This is a genomic window from Porphyromonas circumdentaria (assembly GCF_900167105.1).
GTDB classification, from domain to species: Bacteria; Bacteroidota; Bacteroidia; order Bacteroidales; family Porphyromonadaceae; genus Porphyromonas; species Porphyromonas circumdentaria.
The window spans coordinates 15,584-35,871 of the sequence record NZ_FUXE01000002.1 but is presented as its reverse complement, the minus strand read 5'-3'; the positions used below and the strand labels follow the sequence as shown (position 1 = coordinate 35,871).

Genomic DNA, 20,288 nt, shown 5'->3' with positions numbered 1-20,288 from the left:
GACAATTATTTTTTTCTTCTTTTAATAGGTTTTTGATCTATGAAAGTCTGTATCGACTTTATTTCGATAAGATGAGGATAACCTCATTGAACATCTTCAAAAAGTAGTTTTTACAGGTGCAAAAAATGCTTAGACTACACATAATTCTTTATTTTTAATCTGCGTATATGTATATTTAGATTGCGTTTATATATATTCAAGTTGCGTATATGTATATTCAATTTTAATATAAAGAATTTTGTGCGATGAAAGAAGAAAGTTAGCGAGATAAAAGGATTAAAAGAGAGCCTACATAGAGAAAAGTCCATCTATGGGAGTTTCTGTTGCCTCTCTCAACCCTAAAGATAAGAGATAGGGAGCAGACACATTTTTTCGATATTCGCTACTTTTTCTTTGGATTGTTGGCAGAGCACTAACTCTTATTCACCCCCTCTCTATAAATCTACTATCGTGTATCTTGGGTGAAGAAGAGTCCAATCAAAAAAAGAAGATAGGCATCCTATCAATCTACTATCATGTATTTTGGGAGACAAGTGGGAGTTTCTGGTTTATATTTCGGAAAACTTTGTACTCGGTACTGCAGTCTGCATGTTCCAAAATTATTTTTTTTGCTAGAGTTTTTTGTTGGTTTTTGGGTTATATTTGTTCTCGATAGCGTCTGAAGCAAATACCCCTCTCTTATGAATGAAAGTACTATAGATAAGCTGAAAACTCTTGCAGAAGCGGCCAAGTACGATGTATCTTGTGCATCGAGTGGTTCTTCTCGTCGCAAGGCTAAGGGCGGCATAGGTACTACCTCGGGGTGGGGTATCTGTCATAGTTTCACCCCCGATGGTCGCTGTATATCTCTTTTCAAAGTTCTTCTTACGAATTACTGTATTTACGATTGTGCTTACTGTACTAATAGGCGAAGTAACGACGTTCGTCGAGCGATGTTTACACCCGAAGAGTTGGCAGATCTTACAATCGAGTTTTATCGTCGTAATTATATCGAAGGTCTTTTTCTGAGTTCAGGGGTTGTACGTAATCCAGACTATACTATGGAGCTGATGTTACGCACGGTCAGGCTCCTTAGGGAAGTTCACCAATTCAATGGTTACATTCACATGAAGAGTATCCCTGGAGCAAGTCAAGAACTTGTAGCAAAGGCTGGTACCTATGTCGATCGTATGAGTGTGAATCTTGAGATTCCTTCTGAAGAGAACCTCAAACTTCTTGCCCCTGAGAAGGACTACGCGGGAGTTTTTGCTCCGATGCGCTTTATTCAACAAGGTATGCTGGAGAATATCGAAGAGCGGAAAAAGTTTCGATATGCTCCGAAGTTTGTCCCTGCTGGTCAGAGCACACAAGTTATTATTGGTGCTACTCCCGACAGCGATAAGCAGATTCTTACTCTTGCCTCGGCTCTGTACCGACGTCCCTCTTTTAAGCGTGTGTATTACTCTGGATATATCCCTGTCAATAACAATGACAATCGTCTCCCCGTACTTCTTTCTCCTCCGCTTGTTCGGGAGAATAGGCTCTATCAAGCTGATTGGCTGATGAGGTTTTACCATTTTGATGCTCGAGAGATTGTAGATGATCTTCATCCCGATTTAGATTTGGATGTTGACCCTAAAATGGGTTGGGCTCTTCGACACCCCGAATACTTTCCTATCGATCTCAATACCGCTCCCTACGAAATGATACTGCGTGTCCCAGGTATTGGTGTTAAGTCCGCCAAACTTATCCTCGCTTCACGGAGGTTCGGCACACTGAGTTCCCACCAACTCAAGCGTATAGGTGTTGTGATGAAGAGAGCTCAATATTTCATTGTATGTCGCGATTTGCCGATGAGGACTATTAACGAGGTTACTCCCGAGTATGTACGTAGGCAAGTTTCGCAGAGGAAAGCGCAAGAGGCATCGCCCGAGGAGATGCAACTTCCCTTAGACTTCTCTTAATAAGGACAGAATGAAGCTATTCATCTACGATAAGACTCTTGACGGTCTGCTTTGTTGTGTTTTCTTTGCCTATGAGCACAAGATACAACCTGATTATATCGTTGCAGACACGGCTCAGAGACCGCTATTGATGGAGGCCTGCTACTCGATAAAGACCGACACGGCAAAGTCTAAACGAGTGTGGAGAAGGTTGGAGGAAAAGCTCTCCAAGATTGCGCAGAACATGTTTCTTTTGGTATGGTTGTCTGAGCTTCCCGAGGTCGAAATGCTTCTCTTTAGATACATCTGTAAGATGGTAGACCACCCCAAAGGCTTTGAAATGAACTTTGGCGACGAAGATGTTGTAAGGGTTAAGGAAATTGCCGAGAAGGTTGCAGGAGAGTCGAGACAGATGATTCAGTTTGTCCGATTTCAACAAACGACCGACAATGTATACTTTGCCCCGATTGCTCCCAGATTTAATATTCTCTCGCTTATTGCATCCCATTTTGAAGAACGCTATGCCAATCAACAGTGGATTGTTTACGATACCAAGAGAAACTTAGGACTCTACTATGACAAGTTAAGCGTCCGATACGTCTCTTTTTCGGAAGAGGATTTTGAGGGGCTTAGAAGGGGAAAAGTAGAGAAAGAAAAGCTTTCGGACGAAGAGCTTTTCTACCAAGAACTTTGGAGGGAGTATTTCAAGAGCACCACTATTCGCGAGCGCATCAATCTCTCTCTTCAGCGAAGACATATGCCTAAGCGTTATTGGCGATATCTCACAGAGATACAGTAACTCTCAGAGGCAAAAATAGCTCAATCTACGACCGTTCTCAGAAACCTTGCCTCTTGCCTATCTCCTCTAAGCCTTTTGTTTTTCAACCCAAAAAGAGGAACCTCTCTGTTGAAGATGAGATTCCTCTCTCTGTATAGTGTTCATTACCGCAGCGAAGCTTATCGAATCGGTAGTATCGAGATATTGTACAGCCCGATACTGCGCGCTTTCGGATAAGTTCCCTGTGAAGAGGTACTACTCTTTTTGGCTTCTTTCCCCATCGAGGGTAGTGCCCACTCTTTGAGAATCAACCTGTTAGAGGGTTCGGTTAGTATGACCTCTTGCGTATACTTTGTGTAAAATTTTTTCAGAGAGAGGGCTACTCTCGCTTGGTACCCCCATCTACGATACGATTTAATCGTGAGTACATGACGTCCCTTTGTAAGAGGTAAAACAAAGAACTGCTTGTGGAGAAGATCCGTTTCGCTTGGACGTGCTATCTCTCCTGCTATATACTTGCCGTTCAGAAAAAGCATCATACCCTCGGAATAAGCTATCTCTAAGGGCATATTTGTTGCCTCTTTTACCTCTATTGTATAGCGCAGATATTCTGCCTTTCCCTTTGAGGTCCTTTCCATAGAGATGGGTTGTTCCTCCCAGTCGGAGGCATTGTAGGTTTTTGTGTCGATAAAGGAGGTGCGATGTACACCGAAGCGTCCTCCCTGTTGGGCAACTTCCATTTTTACCCAAGTTATTCCGTCAAGGTTGATTGGAACCTCCTCGGTATGAGCCTTGGTAGGAGATAATTCAACGGCTTGCTTGTTAAATAGTAGTTGATGACCTTGCTCTGCCTCTGTAAAGGAGCAGAGAAGTTTTTGAAATACTTGCTTACGTCCCCACTTATAGCCCACGATGCTTTTATATCCTGTGTAATAATCAATTGCCGAATGGGCGTATAGCACCTCTGCGTTATAAGGAGTAAATTGCTTCCCTTTTGTATAAGGAGCGTCTGTGGTAAAAGGCTCCTTGAAAACGATCTTGACAACCGTGAGGGGAGCATTGGCCACTGTTTTACTTACCCCCTGTAAACGGAGTTGTAGACCAGAAGAAGTTTTTTTTACCGTAACGCTACGGCTATCATTGAGTAGTGTAATTGTACTATACTTAGCTTTTGGACAGGGGATATATATCTCTTTTTCTGTTGTAGGGACAAAGAGATAGAGCTCTTTACCTCCAGCAGAGAGAGTTGCCCAGGGAGTACCTTCTCCAACTGAGAATGGGGCTTTTACCGTGTTGTAGATAGCCTCTTTTATGGGCTCTATCATAGCTCCTATTTGTGAGATTACTTCTTCTTCAAAGGGCACAAGGCTTCCATCTCCTTTGGGACCTATGTTCAAGAGGTATTTACCTCCGCCCGTTACTACTTTAACGAGAGCGGTGAACTTCTCGCGAGCCTTCTCTTCTGCCGAACCTCTCTCTTGCCAAGAGCGATAGCCCCATGTTTCGTCAAACATAGAAGCGGCTGTTTGCCACGGAAGTTCCATTGCATAATCGGGGTATTCGTTGTCTGCCATCACAGAAAAATCGGCATAATCATTGCCTACTCTCCCGCTTACCTGACAAGAGGGTTGGAGGGTGTGTACCAATTCGTATAACTCTTTACTTTGCTCGGGGCGTAGAGAACCCATGTCAAACCAGAGTTCATCGACTTTCCCATATTTCGTTAAGAGTTCTTCGACCTGTTTTTTGTTGTATTCGTGATGGGGAGGCGTTATGGGGTCTGCGTTGTGTGAAGAAAAGGGCATCGCATAAGGATAGTGCCAGTCTATCAGGGAGAAATAAATCCCAAAGCCTATTCCATTGCGATGACATGCCTCTGCTAACTCCGCAATTAGATCTCGCTGAGCGGGTGTTGCATCATAGGCATTATATTCGGTCGTTTGTGTGCGCCATAGACAGAAGCCATCGTGGTGTTTGGCGGTCATAACTACCGAACGCATTCCCCCTTTTTTTGCTAATTGCACAATCCTCTCAGCATCGAACGCAGAGGCATCGAAGAGTTGGGTATAAGCTTCGTACCAATCGGAAAAGCCTATGCCGAAGGTTAGTATCTGCTCGGAGTAACCTTGTGTTACAGGCTTTCCATCCCACACCCCTGCGGGTATGGAGTAAAGCCCATAGTGCACGAACATGGAGTACTTGTCTCCATACCAATCAGCTCGAATATGTTGTGTGAAAAGTAGTGCTATGAGTAGTAAAACGGCTCCCTTTATTCGTCTCATAAAACCCCTTATTTTTCTATAATTGATCTCTATATCTTCTCTTTATGACAAGTCTCTTCCTCACTTTACGAAAGGGACGAAAGTCTGTTGCGTAAAGTGGCAAAATAATCTTTCAACTCTCGAATAGAAGAGTGCGCCTCGATTGCTCCCCGAACGGCTCTGAAATCTGCCTCGAACCCCCCTTTCTCCTCCGCTAAAAAGCCAAAGTTCATTGCTCTTTGGGGCATAAGCTCGCGGGTGGCTTCCTTTAATACTAACTTTTCTATGTGTAGAGCATCCTTTAGAGCTTGTTCCTTGAGAAGAAATTTCCATGCGCTCTCGGGGAGTGTTGAGTACTCGGGATAGAGTGCAGAAAGAATGGTACTTAAAAGCAAAGTATCTTGCCTATCGGAGCCCTTGCTAATGGTATCAAGTCGTTTTTTTAGTTCTCTAATGGTAGTAGAGGGAGAGTTTTTTTCCTGTTCGACCCAAGCGTTGTAGTCAGAAAAGGCTACGGAAACACCTGCAAGGTCTAAATATCTCTTTTCTGTAATAGAGGAGCTTTCGGAGAGTGTCGTATCTTGTAAAGAAAGGGCAAGTATTATGGTTAGTAGGCGACGATAGAGTTCTTTTCCCGTAGCCATGTCTCCAGCGGTTACGGTTACCCTATAAAGATTGAACATCTCCTCGGGAGTATGGTGCGCAAGAGCACTCCAGCCTCGGAAGCAACTCTCGACCAAGAAAGGTTGCTCCCAACGGAAATCAATATTATCGAGCCATTCTTCTGAAAAATCTTTGTTTCTACGCTCTCTCTTAGGCCACTTAAAAAGGTCTCGCCATGTGCCTACTTGCACGAGTGTTAGAGCTGGGTACAAGTGAGCCTTATTGCCCTCTCCGCGTACCTCTGAGAAGGGAAAGTCCGACGTATTGGGTAGGGCATAAATACGTCCCATGATTTTAGAAAAAGCTCCTATGTGAGCAGGCCAGAGGATATAGGCATCGCTGGCAAACTTCACTCCACGTTCCAAAACACCGTAGTGCATGGCACCAAGTCGGTAGTGATGGTTACTTTGATTGGTCCCGCTTCCCGCATTGAAGAATGAAAAGAGCCCGCCGATAAGTAGCGTAGATTTATGCATGGAAACGGTGTAAGGAGCCAAAAAAGCTGCCGCAGCTTCTCCGTTGGCAAGGGTGCTATTGGCAAAAATCAACGAATCGTGAGCATAGAATCCACCCGATATATGACATCCCTCACCTACGAAAGTATGCAATAGAGTAGAGCCTTGGAGTTGAGAGTCTCGTCCTATCCAGAAAGTATTGCCTATACTGTTTCCCTCTATATGCACACTGTCGCCTATGATACCATCTTTTAGAGAGACGTTTCCTTCGATATAGGTATTCTTTCCGATGCAAACATTATGATAAATACCTCCGTACAAGAGGGTGGTACCTGCTCCGATATAAGCTCCTTGTTGGGCTACATTCTCGGCTTCCTCTCGGATTAACGTGTCGATTCTTTCCTGCAATACGGCATCGTGTTTGGCGAAAGCTATGATATAGGCCAATTGTGCCGAGAGAGAACTGCTAATGGATACTCTACGTCCCCCTGTTTCATCCAATACAGAGATGGGGAAGCCAATTCCAAAAGAGGCTCTTGGATCGGCTTTCAAAGAGGCAATATGAGCTATTGTAACGTTATCACCAATTTTGTACCCTCGAATACTTCCATCAACATACTCTATGAGTACATCTCGCCCCAATGTACACTCTTCTAAAACCACGTGAGATACCCCCAACGTACGAGGAGCATAAGCCTGTGAACGATATACTCCTCGGCAGGTTCCTAAATGGCATTTCCCCTTGAGTGTTACGTGGTGATAGCTTGCAGGATAGAAGTCGTCGTCGACGGTGATTAGAGACCAGTCTTCGGCACTACACCCCAAAGCTTTCATTTGTTCTATCTCTATATTTTTCAGATTACGCATAGTGAAAGGTCGTTAGTGTGCTTTGAAATAGCTTTCTCTCTCTGTTTTGTTGTTTTTACCACTCTTCTTTGTAGGCACCGAGTGCCTCATGGCGGTTGCAATTCTCTTATAGTGCGATTGGGATGTACTTATCTATATGAAGAGATACAGGTAAAAAAAGAGATCTCCAAAGCAGAAAGCTATAGACTTCTTATTGGAAAAAATCTATACCCTTCTCTCTGGAGATCTGTAGTGTCAAGTTTAGATTAATGCTGCGTTAAGCTTTGCTAAGCTATCTTTTGCATCTCCCGTAAGGAGCACGACTCCTTCTGAACGTGTGTAAAGAGGATTCTCTACGCCAGCATAACCAGGGTTCAAATCGTAGTTGCAAATCACGATATGCTCGGTTTGGTCTACATTGAGTACGGGCATACCGTAAATAGGTGTCCCCTCGGCATCGCGAGCAGCAGGGTTCAAAACGTCGTTAGCACCCACTACGATGGCAAGATCGGCTTTGGCAAAATCTCCATTGATTGCCTCCATTTCATAGAGATCTTCATAGGGAACATTCGCTTCTGCCAAAAGAACGTTCATGTGTCCTGGCATACGACCTGCCACGGGGTGGATGGCAAAGCGTACATCGGCTCCACGGTTGCGCAATTTATCGGCTAACTGTTTTACCTCATGCTGTGCTTGTGCCAATGCCATACCATAGCCTGGTACGATAATCACATTCTTAGCTTCTTTCATCCACATCTCAAAAGAGTTTGGGGAGGAAGTAGCTTTTGCTGTGGAGGGAGTATGCTCTTTCCACTCATCAATTTGCTGAGATAGTTTTGCCACACTCTCTTTGGCATCGCCCGTCATAAGAGCAACCCCCTCGGAACGTGTATAGAGCGGATTTTCTACTCCTGCATAGCCAGGCTTCAAGTCATAGTTACAGATTACTATATAGGGAGCTTGGTCTACATTGAGTACGGGCATACCATAGATAGGAGTACCCTCTGCTTCTCGTGCCGCGGGGTTCAAAACGTCGTTGGCTCCGATAACAACTACGGCATCGCAAGTAGCAAAATCGTCGTTTATGGCCTCCATCTCGTATAAATCTTCATAGGGCACGTTAGCCTCTGCCAAAAGCACATTCATGTGCCCTGGCATGCGACCTGCTACAGGGTGGATAGCAAAGCGCACATCGGCTCCATGAGAACGAAGTTTATCTGCTAACTGCTTTACTTCGTGCTGTGCTTGTGCCAATGCCATGCCATAACCAGGTACAACGATAACTCGCTTGGCCGATCGCAAATACCCTCCAGGGGTAATTTCGGTTGTGGCTGCCTCTTCCTGCATGTGAGGTATAGCCCACTCGCCTTGTACGGCATTCAAAAGATGTGCAAGGCTTTCTTTAGCATCGCCTGTGAGTAGCCAAATGCCTTCGGAACGTGTATAAAGAGAGTTATCAACTCCTGCATATCCTGGTTTTAAGTCGTAGTTACAAATAACCACAAAGGGAGCTTTGTCTACGTTCAGTACGGGCATACCATAGATAGGAGTACCTTCTGCCTCTCGTGCAGCAGGGTTTAAAACGTCGTTAGCTCCGATAACTACAACAGCATCGCACTTGGCGAAGTCATCGTTGATAGCCTCCATTTCGTAGAGATCTTCATAGGGCACGTTAGCCTCTGCCAAAAGCACATTCATGTGTCCTGGCATACGACCTGCTACAGGGTGGATAGCAAAACGCACTTCTGCACCATTGGAGCGGAGCTTGTCTGCCAGCTGTTTCACCTCATGCTGTGCTTGTGCCAATGCCATACCGTAGCCAGGAACGATAATAACCCTCTTAGCATTTGCCAAACGATTGGCATCACTTACGCCCGTTTCTTGTTTTGTCTTGGGAGCTTCTTTTCGTTTAGCTTGTTGTAACAGAGTAGTGAGTTGAGCAAGAGATTCCTTGGCATCGCCTGTCATAAGAGCAACGCCCTCTTTTCTGAAGTATAATGGGTTATCAACTCCTGCATAACCTGGTTTGAGGTCATAGTTGCAGATTACAACAAAAGGAGCTTTATCTACATTGAGTACAGGCATTTCGTAAATAGGAGTTCCCTCGGCATCGCGAGCTGCAGGGTTCAATACGTCGTTAGCTCCGATAACTACGACAGCATCGCACTTGGCGAAGTCATCATTGATAGCCTCCATTTCGTAGAGATCTTCATAGGGTACGTTAGCCTCTGCCAAAAGTACATTCATATGTCCTGGCATACGACCTGCTACAGGGTGGATAGCAAAACGCACGCGAGCTCCTTCGGAGCGTAACTTGTCTGCCAACTGCTTTACTTCGTGCTGTGCTTGTGCCAATGCCATACCATATCCTGGTACGATGATTACCTCTTTGGCGTGTGCCAATACAGCTCCTGCAGAAACTTCTTTTTTCTCTGCTACTGTATTTGTCGTCGATGGAATTCCTGTTTTGGGGGCAGAAGTAGGTTTCTTAAGAGGAGCAGAACTTTTGCCACCGAGCAGAATGGAGAGAAGACTACGGTTCATAGCTCTACACATAATTTGCGTTAAAAGCAATCCCGATGCTCCAACAATACCTCCCACTGCTACCAAAAGTACGTTGTTGATAGCCATACCTGCTATGGCTCCTGCCACCCCACTTAAAGAGTTGAGCAAAGATATAGTGATAGGCATATCTGCCCCCCCTACACGGACAGAGAAATAGAGCCCGAAGATAGAAGAGAAAAGAGTAGTACCTATAACGAGCCAGAAAAGAGGAGTATCTTTTGCTCCACTGAAAGTCCCCACCAGTATGAATATAGCCAAAACTGCCAAAGAGAGCATGGTCACCATGGAGTGATAGGCCCACACTTGAGGTCTTTGAGACAGTAAACGGTGTAATTTCCCCGCTGCAACAAGGCTGCCCACGAGGGTAATCATACCCACACCGATGGCGAGATAACCTGTTAGGAGTTCGAAAGCTCCCTGTTGCTCGGAAGATATATTGCCAATACCTGCTACTGAGAGGATACCTACCAGTGCCGAAGCCGCCCCTCCTAATCCGTTAAGTAAAGCAACCAATTGAGGCATCTGTATCATTCGCACACGCTGTGCAAAAAGCCCCCCGATGAGAGCTCCTATGATAATAGAGGGGTAGAGTGTCCACGCTGTAATAATGGGTGTGCCATCACTGTTTTTTGTAGTTAAAAGAGTAAACACAACACCGAAAAGTATGGCAAAAGCACTCAATAAATTCCCAAAGGAAGCACGAGGTACCTTGCTCATAAAAGATATGCCGAGCATCACCAAGAGAGAGAGTACGGCACAGATAATGATATATAGAGTATCCATAAAAAATCTTACTTATCGGTTTTCTTTTTCTGTTTGAACATGCGGAGCATACGGTGCGTTACACCAAAACCACCCACCACATTTATGGTGGCCAAAATTATGGCTAAGCCTCCTATAACCTGCCCCCATACGGAGTGGTCTAAAAGTACTGCCAGACCAGTTGCTGCCAAAGCCCCCACCAATGTTACTCCAGAGAGTGCATTCATTCCAGACATAAGAGGGGTGTGCAGAAGGCTTGGAACATTTTTTATGAGAAAATAGCCAACGATAGTGGCTACCAGAAAGACAAGGATTAATATCAACGGACTCATTTCTTTACTTCTATGTAGTGATTTTTCCCTTTACTGTAAAATAAAAAGAACGAACCATCCCCCATAATTAAAGAAAAGGAGGGGATGATTCGATCTTTAGTTATAGTGCATAGGGATCAAAGTTATTGACCCATTGCTTCGAGTGTTCCTTCATGAACCACTTTTCCGTCGCGTGTAACCAAAATCTTACGGCATACTTCATCTTCCATATCGAGATGCATCTTACCGTCTTTAACGAGATATTTAACAAGGTTGTACATGTTTTGAGAGAACATCCATGTAGAGCTCTTGGGCAAAAGACCTGGGATGTTTTTGATACCCTCCAGAACCACACCATGTTTTACCTCACGCTTACCAGCAGGCGTAATAGCACAGTTACCACCTTGGTCAATAGAGATATCAACGATTACAGAGCCAGGTTTCATCTCTTTTACCATCTCTTCGGTGATGATGATAGGAGCAATCTTACCAGGAACGAGGGCACTACAGAAAACTACATCCATTTCCTTAATAGCATCTCTCAAGGCTGCTCTCTCTTTTACCAACCATTCTTCGGGTAGGTGTTTAGCGTATCCACCCTCTGCAATAGCCAAGTCTGCAGGTACTCCTGTCTCTACGATTTTGGCTCCCAAGCTGGTTGCTTGTTCTGCCGCAGCGGGGCGAATATCGGCAGCATAGGTAATAGCTCCTAAACGCTTCGCTGTAGCCAGAGCTTGTAATCCTGCCACACCGACACCGATAACCATAACTTTGAGAGGCTGTATCTGACCTACCGCTGTAAACATCTGAGGGAAGAAGCTTGCCACATCGTTGGCAGCCATCAAAATGCCCTTATAACCTGCACATGTACTCATAGAGGTAAGAGCATCTAAGTTTTGTGCACGTGAAATACGTGGTACACCATCCAATGTGAGACCGATAACTCCTTGAGCAGCCATCTTGCGTACCATATCGTGGTTTACAGGAGAGGCAGGGTGGATAAACGTAATGATATACTGCCCTTTGTGCATCATATCGATTTCGTGAACGTTCAGCTTTTCGTTGAACAAAGGTTCTTTTACCTTGATGATAATATCGCTACGATCGTACACCTCTTTGGGTCCGTCGATTAGCTGTGCGCCAGCCTTAGCATACTCTTCATCGTGATAGAAAGCACCTTCTCCAGCTCCTTTTTCAAACAATACAGTAAAGCCATCTGCAACATATTTTGCTACAGCCTCAGGGCTAGCAGCTACACGAGCTTCCTCGTGCATAATCTCTTTTGGAACACCAATGATCATGATTTTATTCTTATATAGTTAATTATTGAATTGTATAAAAACTCGCGTACTCACAGTTCGCAGCTCTTCAAAACAAAGTGAGGGCATCGTAAAAAGAGCTCTTGGTTTCGAGGCAAAGATAGTACATTTATTGGTAGAGCGTATTCCCGAGAGGAGCAAAAATCTACTTTTCTTCTTCTTGCTAAGGCTCAGCAAAAATGATAGTGTGGTATAGCCTCTCAAAAGTTGCATTAAATAGAGCTTTTGCGGGGTTGTGCAGTATGTTGCAATCGTAATAGTTGCCTTGCAGAGGGTAGGGTAATACAATGCCTTTGGATAGATGGAGGCTAAACGAGAACATAAGCGAACTCGTAGGTTGAGGGTAATCTAAGTGAAGGGAGTACTGCTGGATAGCTGTGTATCTTATATTCTCCAGAGATGTAACACTGCTAATGCTATGCTACATGCTTGTTTCAAAACTGTATCGAACGGATAGAAAAAATACTTTATACATAGCCTAAAAGTCATTTACTTACATCTATTTTTCTATACGTAATCTGAATATACATATATTCAAGTTAAATATATGTATATGCAATCTGTAAATATATATACGCAGATTGCGTATAAAGAAATACATATGTCTAAAACTGTTTTAGCACGTGCCTTTTTCGCTTTTTAGTACTGAAAAGAGATTTTTCTTGTGAGGCGATACCGCATTTAGTGGCTTAGCTGTTGAGGAGAAGTGCATAATGGATTGTCTGTTGTGCCATTTTTGTTTTTCCAGTTTGTTAGCCTCTATATTATCTGACCCATTAGGTACTCCTTTGATGCAACTATTACGATGGTAGCATGCAGTGGAGTGATACCCAAAGTTCTCTTTATGGAGATTAGAGCTTTTTTGTACTATATTTTAGGAATGGGAAGAGTCTCCTTTTATTTGGAACTATCTAATCTGGGAAGATTCATTATTCTTAGGTATATCTTCTCTTTTTAAGACAATTAGCTTGTTCTCTATAATATTAGTTTATATCTTTGCTTTAGAGTAGGGCATTTATTAGGTGGGGAAGTAGAATCGTTTTGATACTTTTCTGTTCGTACAATAATGTTCTATATTTTTATTAGGAATATGTTTAGGGATTTAGGTATTAATTAATCGTTGAAATACTATGAACAAAGAATTACTTAAAAGAGTGTGCACTACTTTGCTTATGAGTGCAGTTGTCTTGTTCGGACTCTCTGCTTTTACCGCTCATGCAGAGAACCAACCAGCCGTTGTTACGCTAAAAACAACTAAGGCTTTGGGGGAAAAGATAATGCTACAAATAACAGCTCTTGAAGATGATGTTACTATTACGGGAGTTCAGGACGATGTCCAATGGGAGAACTCACGTTATATATGGTACAAGGTAGCGGATGAAACCATTGTAATTAGGGGAAGTATCAAAAAGATAAAGACCTCTACACTCTCTTTTTCTGAGGCAACGTTTGAAAATTGTGCCAATCTACAAGAGTTCGATGCTGGCGAGAACTTTTTCAAGGTACTCGACTTTAGCTCTTGTCCCAGTTTGCAAGAGTTGTACTGTGGCGGAAGCGACAAAGCGAACAATTTGGAAGAAATAAATGTCTCTGGTTGTTCAGAACTTTCTCGTCTTTACGCTCCCAAGAATGCGCTCAAGAAAATCAATTTGACAGGGTGCACAAGTCTTGAAGTATTGACTTGTTCCGACAATAAACTGGAGAGTTTAGATTTGTCTCAAGCGACGGGGCTACAAAGTTTAATCTGTATAAATAACCGTCTCTCGAGTTTAGATTTGACAAACAATAAGGCCTTGAAAGAACTCCGCTGCTCCAACAATCGCCTTACGGAGCTTTCTTTGAAGTCTTGTCCCTCGCTTAAAGATGTTAGCTGCTCAGACAACCAATTAGAAGCGATAGATCTGAGTGAAAATAAAGCACTTTCCTCTTTTAGTTGCTACAATAATAAGCTTAAGAAGTTAGACTTGTCAAACAATGCTGTTCTCTCTTCTTTGAATTGCTCCAACAATCAGATCGAAGAGTTAATCTTGAAAAATGTAACGGCGATAAATCAGATTTACTGTAGTGATAACAAGATTAAAGCATTGGATTTAAAGAACATAACAGGAGCAGTTCTTCTCGAGTGTAATGAGAATCTTTTGGAAGATTTAGATGTTTCTTCTATCATAGAGCTTCAAACTTTATCTTGCTCTAACAACAAACTAAAGACCATAAATCTCTCCTCTAATAAAAAATTGACCGACCTCTCTTGTGCCAACAATGAGATTGTTTCATTGGATTTGAGTAGTAACAAGACTTTAGGTACGCTCTCTTGTGCGGGAAATAGGATTAAACGTTTAGACCTCTCTCAAAACAAGGCTCTTACTTCTCTAAATTGTAGTCGCAATCTTCTATCATATATTGACTTAACAGCACAGCAAGCTTTGTCAGAGTTGATTTGTTACTCTAATAGAATAAAGTATGGTGCTATGGCTAAGATGGCAGAGGTTATTCGCAATCACCCGAGTCATTTTGGTATGAAGGGAATGCTCTATATCGTTAACGGGAAAGATGCTGAAGAGACCAATCGTTGCTTAAAAGACCATGTACAGCTCTTTACGGGTAAAAACTGGATTGTTTTCGATTGGAATAGTCAAACTGAAGTAAAAGATGAGGCTATCGAATATGCTGGGGTAGATTTGTTGCCCACCTATACTGTTACTTTGAAAGGAGATGATTGGGGAACGATTGCCTTAGAAGACGAGTTTGTAGACCTTACAGCAGTAGAGAAGGGGAGCATCCTCTCAATAGTGGCTACTCCTAAGGATGATAAACACGAGCTAAAGCAGCTTTTAGCAGGAGGCGTAGATATAACAGAGTCTAAGACTTTCAAAGTAGAGGCTAATACGGAAGTTATTGCCAAGTTTGGAGAGATAACAAGTGTAGAAGAGGTCGCAGAGGCAGGAGCTGTAATCTTGTATCCCAATCCAGCAACCGATTACATCGAAATAAACGCAACTCCCTATGCAGAAGTTTTGGTTTATTCGATGGAAGGATTGCTGCTACACAGAGGAGTTGTTGGTGCAGAAGGTACGCTTACTCTGGATACACGTGCGTTTAACTCTGGACTTTACGTAGTTACGGTAGGGGGAAAAGCTTTACGAGTATCTGTAAAACGCTAAAAGAGGGGCTATTGCTCCCTTTGTAGGGAATTTGTATACGATTCCCGTTGGTATAGTAAAAGGGTGTTGCTTAACGGCAATACCCTTTTCTTGTATCTCTTATCTGGATATAATGGAGATCTTTGGGAAAGCCTCTTTGGGGAAAAGGCTCTTCTTTTCAAGAGGGGACTTTGTAGGATGTCTTTAGATATAAGGCACCGCTCAAATAAGGTGTAAGAAGAGGAGGGTATCCTTATAGTCTCCCATCGTATTTTTTTGTTCCGAAGAAAGACTTCACGTCAAACACGATAGAGTTGGCACATCTAAAGAGTTCGATGTCGATTTCTGAAAACTCTTTATGAGCTACGGCAATTATAATGGCATCATATTTCTGCCGATGAGGTAGTTGGTTCATTATGTCCACATTATATTCTTGCTGGGCCATTGGTGCATCTGCACAGGGATCGTATATCGAAACATTAACACTGTATTCGCTGAGTGTTCTTACGATATCTATAACTTTTGTATTGCGTACATCGGGACAATTTTCTTTGAAAGTAAAGCCCATAATAAGGATGTGAGAATTAAAGACTTGTATCCCTTTTTTGAGCATTAACTTAACCACTTGTTCTGCTACATATTCCCCCATGCTATCATTCAAACGACGGCCTGCCAGTATGATCTCTGGATTATATCCGTAGCGTTGTGCACATTGAGCTAAGTAGTAGGGGTCTACCCCTATGCAGTGCCCCCCAACAAGTCCTGGCTTAAAGGGTAAAAAATTCCATTTCGTACCAGCAGCCTCTAAAACATCTTGGGTGTCTATTCCCATGCGAGTAAATATCTTTGACAACTCGTTTACAAAGGCTATGTTTATGTCTCGTTGTGAGTTTTCAATTACTTTGGCTGCTTCTGCCACCTTAATACTCGGGGCAAGATGCGTTCCCGCTTCTATAACAGAAGCATAGATGGCATCGATTATTTTCCCAACTTCGAGGGTTGAGCCAGAAGTTACTTTCTTTATCTTTTCTACGGTATGCTCTTTATCGCCTGGGTTGATACGCTCGGGAGAGTAGCCTGCAAAGAAATCTCGGTTGAAAACGAGACCCGAAACTTTCTCCACAACGGGAATGCATTCATCTTCTGTAACTCCAGGGTAAACGGTAGATTCATAGACCACAATATCTCCCTTAGAAATAACCTTTCCTACAGTATTGCTCGCTCCAATGAGAGGAGAGAGGTCTGGACGATTGTCTCTATCTACGGGGGTAGGTACAGCTACGACATAAAAATTGCAGGAGCGCAGTTGTTCGATATCTGAGGTACATCTAAAGCCATGTTTATCTATCGCTTCTTGCAAAAGTTCATCTGCAACTTCCAGAGTTGCATCATGTCCCTGCATTATTTCTTTACAACGAGCCTCATTTAAATCAAAGCCAATGGTAGGGTATTTTGTGGAAAAAAGACGAGCTAAAGGTAATCCTACATAGCCAAGACCTATAACAGCAATCTTTGTCTCGTTCATATATCTAAAACTATTTACTTCGAAAATACTTCAGTACAACTACAAACTATGGCGTAATCAAATCGAAAACCTTAAACTATAAACTCTTTAAGTTTTCCCAGTACCACTCACAGCAAGCCTCTAATCCCTTAGCCATGGAAAACTCTGGGGTATACCCCAAAAGAGTGCGTGCTTTCTCTATAGAGGCCAAAGAGTGGGGGATATCCCCAGTTCTATTGGGACCATGGATAGCCTCTATGCTCTTTATAGAGGTATCGAATCTCCCTAAATTCTTTTTGAGAAGAACTAAAAGCTGATTTAGTGTCGTCTGCTCTCCAAATGCCGTATTGTAGACCTGATTCACAGCGTTGGGATTAGAAGTTGCTATCGCAAGTTTGTTCATGAGTATCACGTTGTCTATATAGGTAAAATCTCTACTATACTCTCCATCACCATTAATTATAGGAGATTGATGGTTCATAAGCATTTTGACAAACAGGGGTATTACTGCGGCATAAGCTCCATGTGGGTCTTGACGACGACCAAAAACATTGAAGTAACGCAGGCCGATATATTCTATACCGTATGTACGGGCAAATACATCGGCATACAACTCATTGACATATTTTGTGATAGCATAAGGGCTAAGAGGTTTTCCTATAACTTCCTCTACCTTGGGGAGAGTGATGCTATCGCCATAAGTGGAGGAGCTGGCAGCAAATACAAACCGCTTCACTCCTGCATCTCGAGCTGCAACTAACATATTTAGGAAGCCCCCAACATTCACTTCATTGGTGGTTATAGGATCTTTTATGGAGCGAGGTACAGAACCCAAGGCTGCTTCGTGTAAAACGTAATCTACCTCAGTACAGGCTTTTTTACAATCTTCAAGATTTCGAATATCTCCTTCAATAAGAACGAAAGAGGGATTTCCCATAAAAGCTTCGATATTTTCTCTTTTTCCAGTGGAGAAATTGTCCAAACAAACTATTGTGTTACCCTCTTGCAAGAAGAACTCACACAAATTGGAACCTATAAAACCAGCTCCCCCCGTAATAAGTATTTTTTGCACGCCCTTCTGTCGTTTTTGATAAAACACGAAGATCCTATTTCAGAGAATAGAGATTCCTTCTGATTAAGACTTCCACGAAGGTAAGTATTTATAAAGGAAATAAGGCCGATAAGGAGGGTAGTTTTAGTTAGATAAATTCTACAGAAGAGGATAAGTTTCTTAAATCGGATTACTCCTCATTTGAAATAATCATTGCAATGCCAAGAATCTCTTCAGTGGAAAATGCTTTCTATTAAGTGGGAGGATAGCTCTTTTAATCCCCTTTGTCGTAACCTGTGTGGCGGTGTAGCACATCAGTTGTGAAGATATATCTATGAATTCTTCTTTTTTGGGAGGAAAAAAGAAAAAACATAGTTGTTATTTAGTAATAAAGTGTTTTCTTTGTGTCGGAATTTGCAAGGCGTGTTTTGCAAATTCAGCAACTGAGATGTTTTTTACAATTATATACTGATTGATTTTATGGATGTAATGGATTTTGTTGGCGGACTTTGGCAAAAAGAAATAAATGTCCGTGATTTTGTTTCTAAGAATGTGTCTCCCTATGATGGAGATGCCTCTTTCCTTGCACCCGCTACAGAGAAGACAAAAGCGGTATGGCAGAAGTGTCTTACAGCTCTTAAGGAAGAGCGCGAAAACAATGGAGTACGCTCCATAGACACCAAGACGGTTTCAACTATAACCTCTTTTGCTCCTGGATATATCGACAAAGACAACGAGGTTGTTTTCGGACTACAAACCGACGAAGTACTCCGCCGTGGAATGAAGCCTTTCGGAGGGTACAAAGTAGTAGAAAAGGCAGTTCAAGAAAATGGTCTCGAGGTAGATGAGCGTGTAAAAGATATTTTTACGCACTATCGTAAGACGCACAATGATGGCGTGTTTGATGCTTATACCGAAGAGATACGTCAATTCCGTTCCTTAGGCTTCTTGACAGGGCTTCCCGATAACTATGCTCGTGGTCGTGTGATTGGAGACTACCGTCGTTTGGCCCTTTACGGAAGTGCTCGTTTGATCGAAGCTAAAGAAGAAGACCTGCATAAGTTAGTAGGTCCTATGACTGAGCACGTTATCCGTTTGCGTGAAGAAGTTAGCGAGCAAATCAAGGCTCTTAAGGAGATCACACAGATGGCGGCTATGTATGGTTTTGATGTAAGTCGTCCTGCTCTCAACGCTACAGAAGCTGTTCAGTGGGTGTACTTTGCTTATCTCGCTGCTATCAAAGATCAAGACGGGGCGGCTATGTCTTTGGGTAATGTATCTTCTTTCCTCGACATCTATATTCAATACGATATGGATCACAGAGGTTTAACAGAAGTACTGGCTCAGGAACTTATTGACCAATTTGTTATCAAGTTGCGTATGGTACGTCACTTGCGTATGAACTCTTACAACGAAATCTTTGCAGGAGACCCAACCTGGGTAACTGAGTCTGTTGGGGGATGCCTCGTAGATGGTCGCCACAAAGTTACCAAGACTTCTTTCCGTTTCTTGCAAACTCTATATAACCTTGGCCCTAGCCCAGAGCCTAACCTCACCATCCTTTGGAGCCAAGACTTGCCACAAGGATTCAAGGATTTCTGTGCGCAAGTATCTATCGAAACCTCTTCTATACAGTACGAAAACGACGACCTTATGCGTGCTACTCGTTGTAGCGACGACTACGGGATCGCTTGCTGTGTATCTTTCCAAGAGATTGGTAAGCAAATCCAGTTCTTCGGTGCGCGTACCAACTTGGCAAAAGCCTTACTTTTGGCTATCAATGGAGGACGTTGCGAATTTACAGGCACTAAACTCATCGAAGGTATCCCTGAACTTAAGAGCGATGTATTAAACTTCGACGAAGTGTGGGCTAACTACCTCCTCGTACTCAAGCAAGTAGCTCGCGTGTACAATGAGTCTATGAATATTATCCACTATATGCACGACAAGTACTATTACGAACGTGCTCAGATGGCATTCATCGATACAGACCCTGCTATCAACTTGGCTTATGGAGTAGCTGGTCTTTCTATCGTGGCAGACTCACTCTCTGCTATTAAGTATGCAAAGGTTACAGCTAAGCGTAACGAACAAGGGCTTACAGAGGGCTTTGACACAGTGGGCGAATATCCATGTTACGGTAACGACGATGACCGTGTAGATACCATTGCTAAGGAGGTAACTCATACTTTCAGCCAGATGCTCAAGGCATTGCCGATCTATAAAAATGCACAACCTACTCTCTCTGTTCTTACTATCACAAGTAACGTGATGTATGGTAAGAAGACGGGAGCTACACCTGACGGTCGTGAAAAGGGAGTTGCTTTTGCACCCGGTGCTAACCCCATGCACGGACGTGATAACCACGGAGCGATTGCTTCTCTTACATCTGTAGCGAAGTTGAACTATGCCGATGCAGAAGATGGTATTAGTAACACTTTCTCCATTATACCTCACTCTTTAGGTTCTAATAGAGAGGAACAAATCGAGAACTTGACCAGCATGATGGATGGTTACTTCAGTAAGGGAGCACACCACCTCAATGTCAACGTGTTGAACAGAGAGATGCTCGAAGATGCTATGGAGCACCCAGAGAACTATCCACAGCTTACTATCCGTGTATCGGGCTATGCCGTGAACTTCATCAAGCTAAGCCGTGAGCACCAGTTGGAGGTTATCTCCCGTTCGTTCCACCAACGTTTGCGCTAAGC

The 20,288-nt window shown here is 43.1% G+C and carries 11 protein-coding genes; 4 read left to right on the top strand and 7 right to left on the bottom strand.

The window, feature by feature from the left end; all coding sequences use genetic code 11:
• Positions 1–680: 680 nt before the first annotated feature.
• Together B5D06_RS00975 and B5D06_RS00970 are read left to right on the top strand one after the other, a co-directional pair.
• Positions 681–1,943, top strand: coding sequence for a putative DNA modification/repair radical SAM protein (locus B5D06_RS00975; RefSeq protein ID WP_078736168.1), 1,263 nt, complete (start codon positions 681–683; stop codon positions 1,941–1,943).
• Between the two features lie 10 nt (positions 1,944–1,953).
• A complete protein-coding gene (locus tag B5D06_RS00970) occupies positions 1,954–2,721 on the top strand; it encodes a TIGR03915 family putative DNA repair protein (RefSeq protein ID WP_078736167.1) in 768 nt (255 codons plus the stop codon).
• 158 nt (positions 2,722–2,879) lie between these two features.
• On the opposite strand, the gene B5D06_RS00965 is transcribed toward B5D06_RS00970, so the two are convergent.
• From B5D06_RS00965 to B5D06_RS00940, 5 genes are all read right to left on the bottom strand, one after another.
• Positions 2,880–4,982: an alpha-L-fucosidase gene (locus B5D06_RS00965; protein WP_078736166.1), complete on the bottom strand. Its 2,103-nt coding sequence runs from the start codon at positions 4,980–4,982 to the stop codon at positions 2,880–2,882.
• A gap of 65 nt (positions 4,983–5,047) precedes the next feature.
• The gene (locus tag B5D06_RS00960; protein ID WP_078736165.1) at positions 5,048–6,946 is read right to left on the bottom strand and encodes a DUF4954 family protein; all 1,899 of its coding nucleotides are present in this window, start codon (positions 6,944–6,946) and stop codon (positions 5,048–5,050) included.
• Positions 6,947–7,186: 240 nt separating this feature from the next.
• Entirely contained in the window at positions 7,187–10,273 is a 3,087-nt protein-coding gene (locus B5D06_RS00950) for an NAD(P)(+) transhydrogenase (Re/Si-specific) subunit beta (protein ID WP_078736163.1), read from the bottom strand.
• Between the two features lie 8 nt (positions 10,274–10,281).
• Positions 10,282–10,584, bottom strand: coding sequence for an NAD(P) transhydrogenase subunit alpha part 2 (locus tag B5D06_RS00945; protein ID WP_078736162.1), 303 nt, complete (start codon positions 10,582–10,584; stop codon positions 10,282–10,284).
• A gap of 122 nt (positions 10,585–10,706) precedes the next feature.
• Positions 10,707–11,864 carry an NAD(P) transhydrogenase subunit alpha gene (locus B5D06_RS00940; RefSeq protein WP_078736161.1) on the bottom strand — a complete coding sequence of 386 codons (1,158 nt, stop codon included), beginning with the start codon at positions 11,862–11,864 and terminating at the stop codon, positions 10,707–10,709.
• Between the two features lie 1,148 nt (positions 11,865–13,012).
• On the opposite strand from B5D06_RS00940, the gene B5D06_RS00930 reads away from it, so the two are divergent.
• Positions 13,013–15,043, top strand: coding sequence for a leucine-rich repeat domain-containing protein (locus B5D06_RS00930; protein ID WP_143742549.1), 2,031 nt, complete (start codon positions 13,013–13,015; stop codon positions 15,041–15,043).
• A gap of 232 nt (positions 15,044–15,275) precedes the next feature.
• Here B5D06_RS00930 and B5D06_RS00925 read toward each other — a convergent pair whose 3' ends face one another.
• Positions 15,276–16,547 carry a nucleotide sugar dehydrogenase gene (locus tag B5D06_RS00925; RefSeq protein ID WP_078736158.1) on the bottom strand — a complete coding sequence of 424 codons (1,272 nt, stop codon included), beginning with the start codon at positions 16,545–16,547 and terminating at the stop codon, positions 15,276–15,278.
• A gap of 76 nt (positions 16,548–16,623) precedes the next feature.
• On the bottom strand, positions 16,624–17,598 hold the full coding sequence (locus tag B5D06_RS00920; protein ID WP_078736267.1) for an SDR family oxidoreductase: 975 nt from the start codon (positions 17,596–17,598) through the stop codon (positions 16,624–16,626).
• A 459-nt stretch (positions 17,599–18,057) separates the two neighbouring features.
• Here B5D06_RS00920 and pflB point away from each other — a divergent pair, with 459 nt between their 5' ends.
• Positions 18,058–20,286 (top strand): formate C-acetyltransferase, encoded by a 2,229-nt coding sequence (gene pflB, locus B5D06_RS00915; protein ID WP_078736157.1) that lies wholly within the window; start codon positions 18,058–18,060, stop codon positions 20,284–20,286.
• Positions 20,287–20,288 lie beyond the last annotated feature (2 nt).

Bases quoted from the DNA above. Each gene is read 5' to 3' on its own strand.
- B5D06_RS00975 (WP_078736168.1), top strand. From the start codon at position 681: ATGAATGAAAGTACTATAGATAAGCTGAAAACTCTTGCAGAAGCGGCC.
- B5D06_RS00970 (WP_078736167.1), top strand. From the start codon at position 1,954: ATGAAGCTATTCATCTACGATAAGACTCTTGACGGTCTGCTTTGTTGT.
- B5D06_RS00965 (WP_078736166.1), bottom strand. From the start codon at position 4,982: ATGAGACGAATAAAGGGAGCCGTTTTACTACTCATAGCACTACTTTTC.
- B5D06_RS00960 (WP_078736165.1), bottom strand. From the start codon at position 6,946: ATGCGTAATCTGAAAAATATAGAGATAGAACAAATGAAAGCTTTGGGG.
- B5D06_RS00950 (WP_078736163.1), bottom strand. From the start codon at position 10,273: ATGGATACTCTATATATCATTATCTGTGCCGTACTCTCTCTCTTGGTG.
- B5D06_RS00945 (WP_078736162.1), bottom strand. From the start codon at position 10,584: ATGAGTCCGTTGATATTAATCCTTGTCTTTCTGGTAGCCACTATCGTT.
- B5D06_RS00940 (WP_078736161.1), bottom strand. From the start codon at position 11,864: ATGATCATTGGTGTTCCAAAAGAGATTATGCACGAGGAAGCTCGTGTA.
- B5D06_RS00930 (WP_143742549.1), top strand. From the start codon at position 13,013: ATGAACAAAGAATTACTTAAAAGAGTGTGCACTACTTTGCTTATGAGT.
- B5D06_RS00925 (WP_078736158.1), bottom strand. From the start codon at position 16,547: ATGAACGAGACAAAGATTGCTGTTATAGGTCTTGGCTATGTAGGATTA.
- pflB (WP_078736157.1), top strand. From the start codon at position 18,058: ATGGATGTAATGGATTTTGTTGGCGGACTTTGGCAAAAAGAAATAAAT.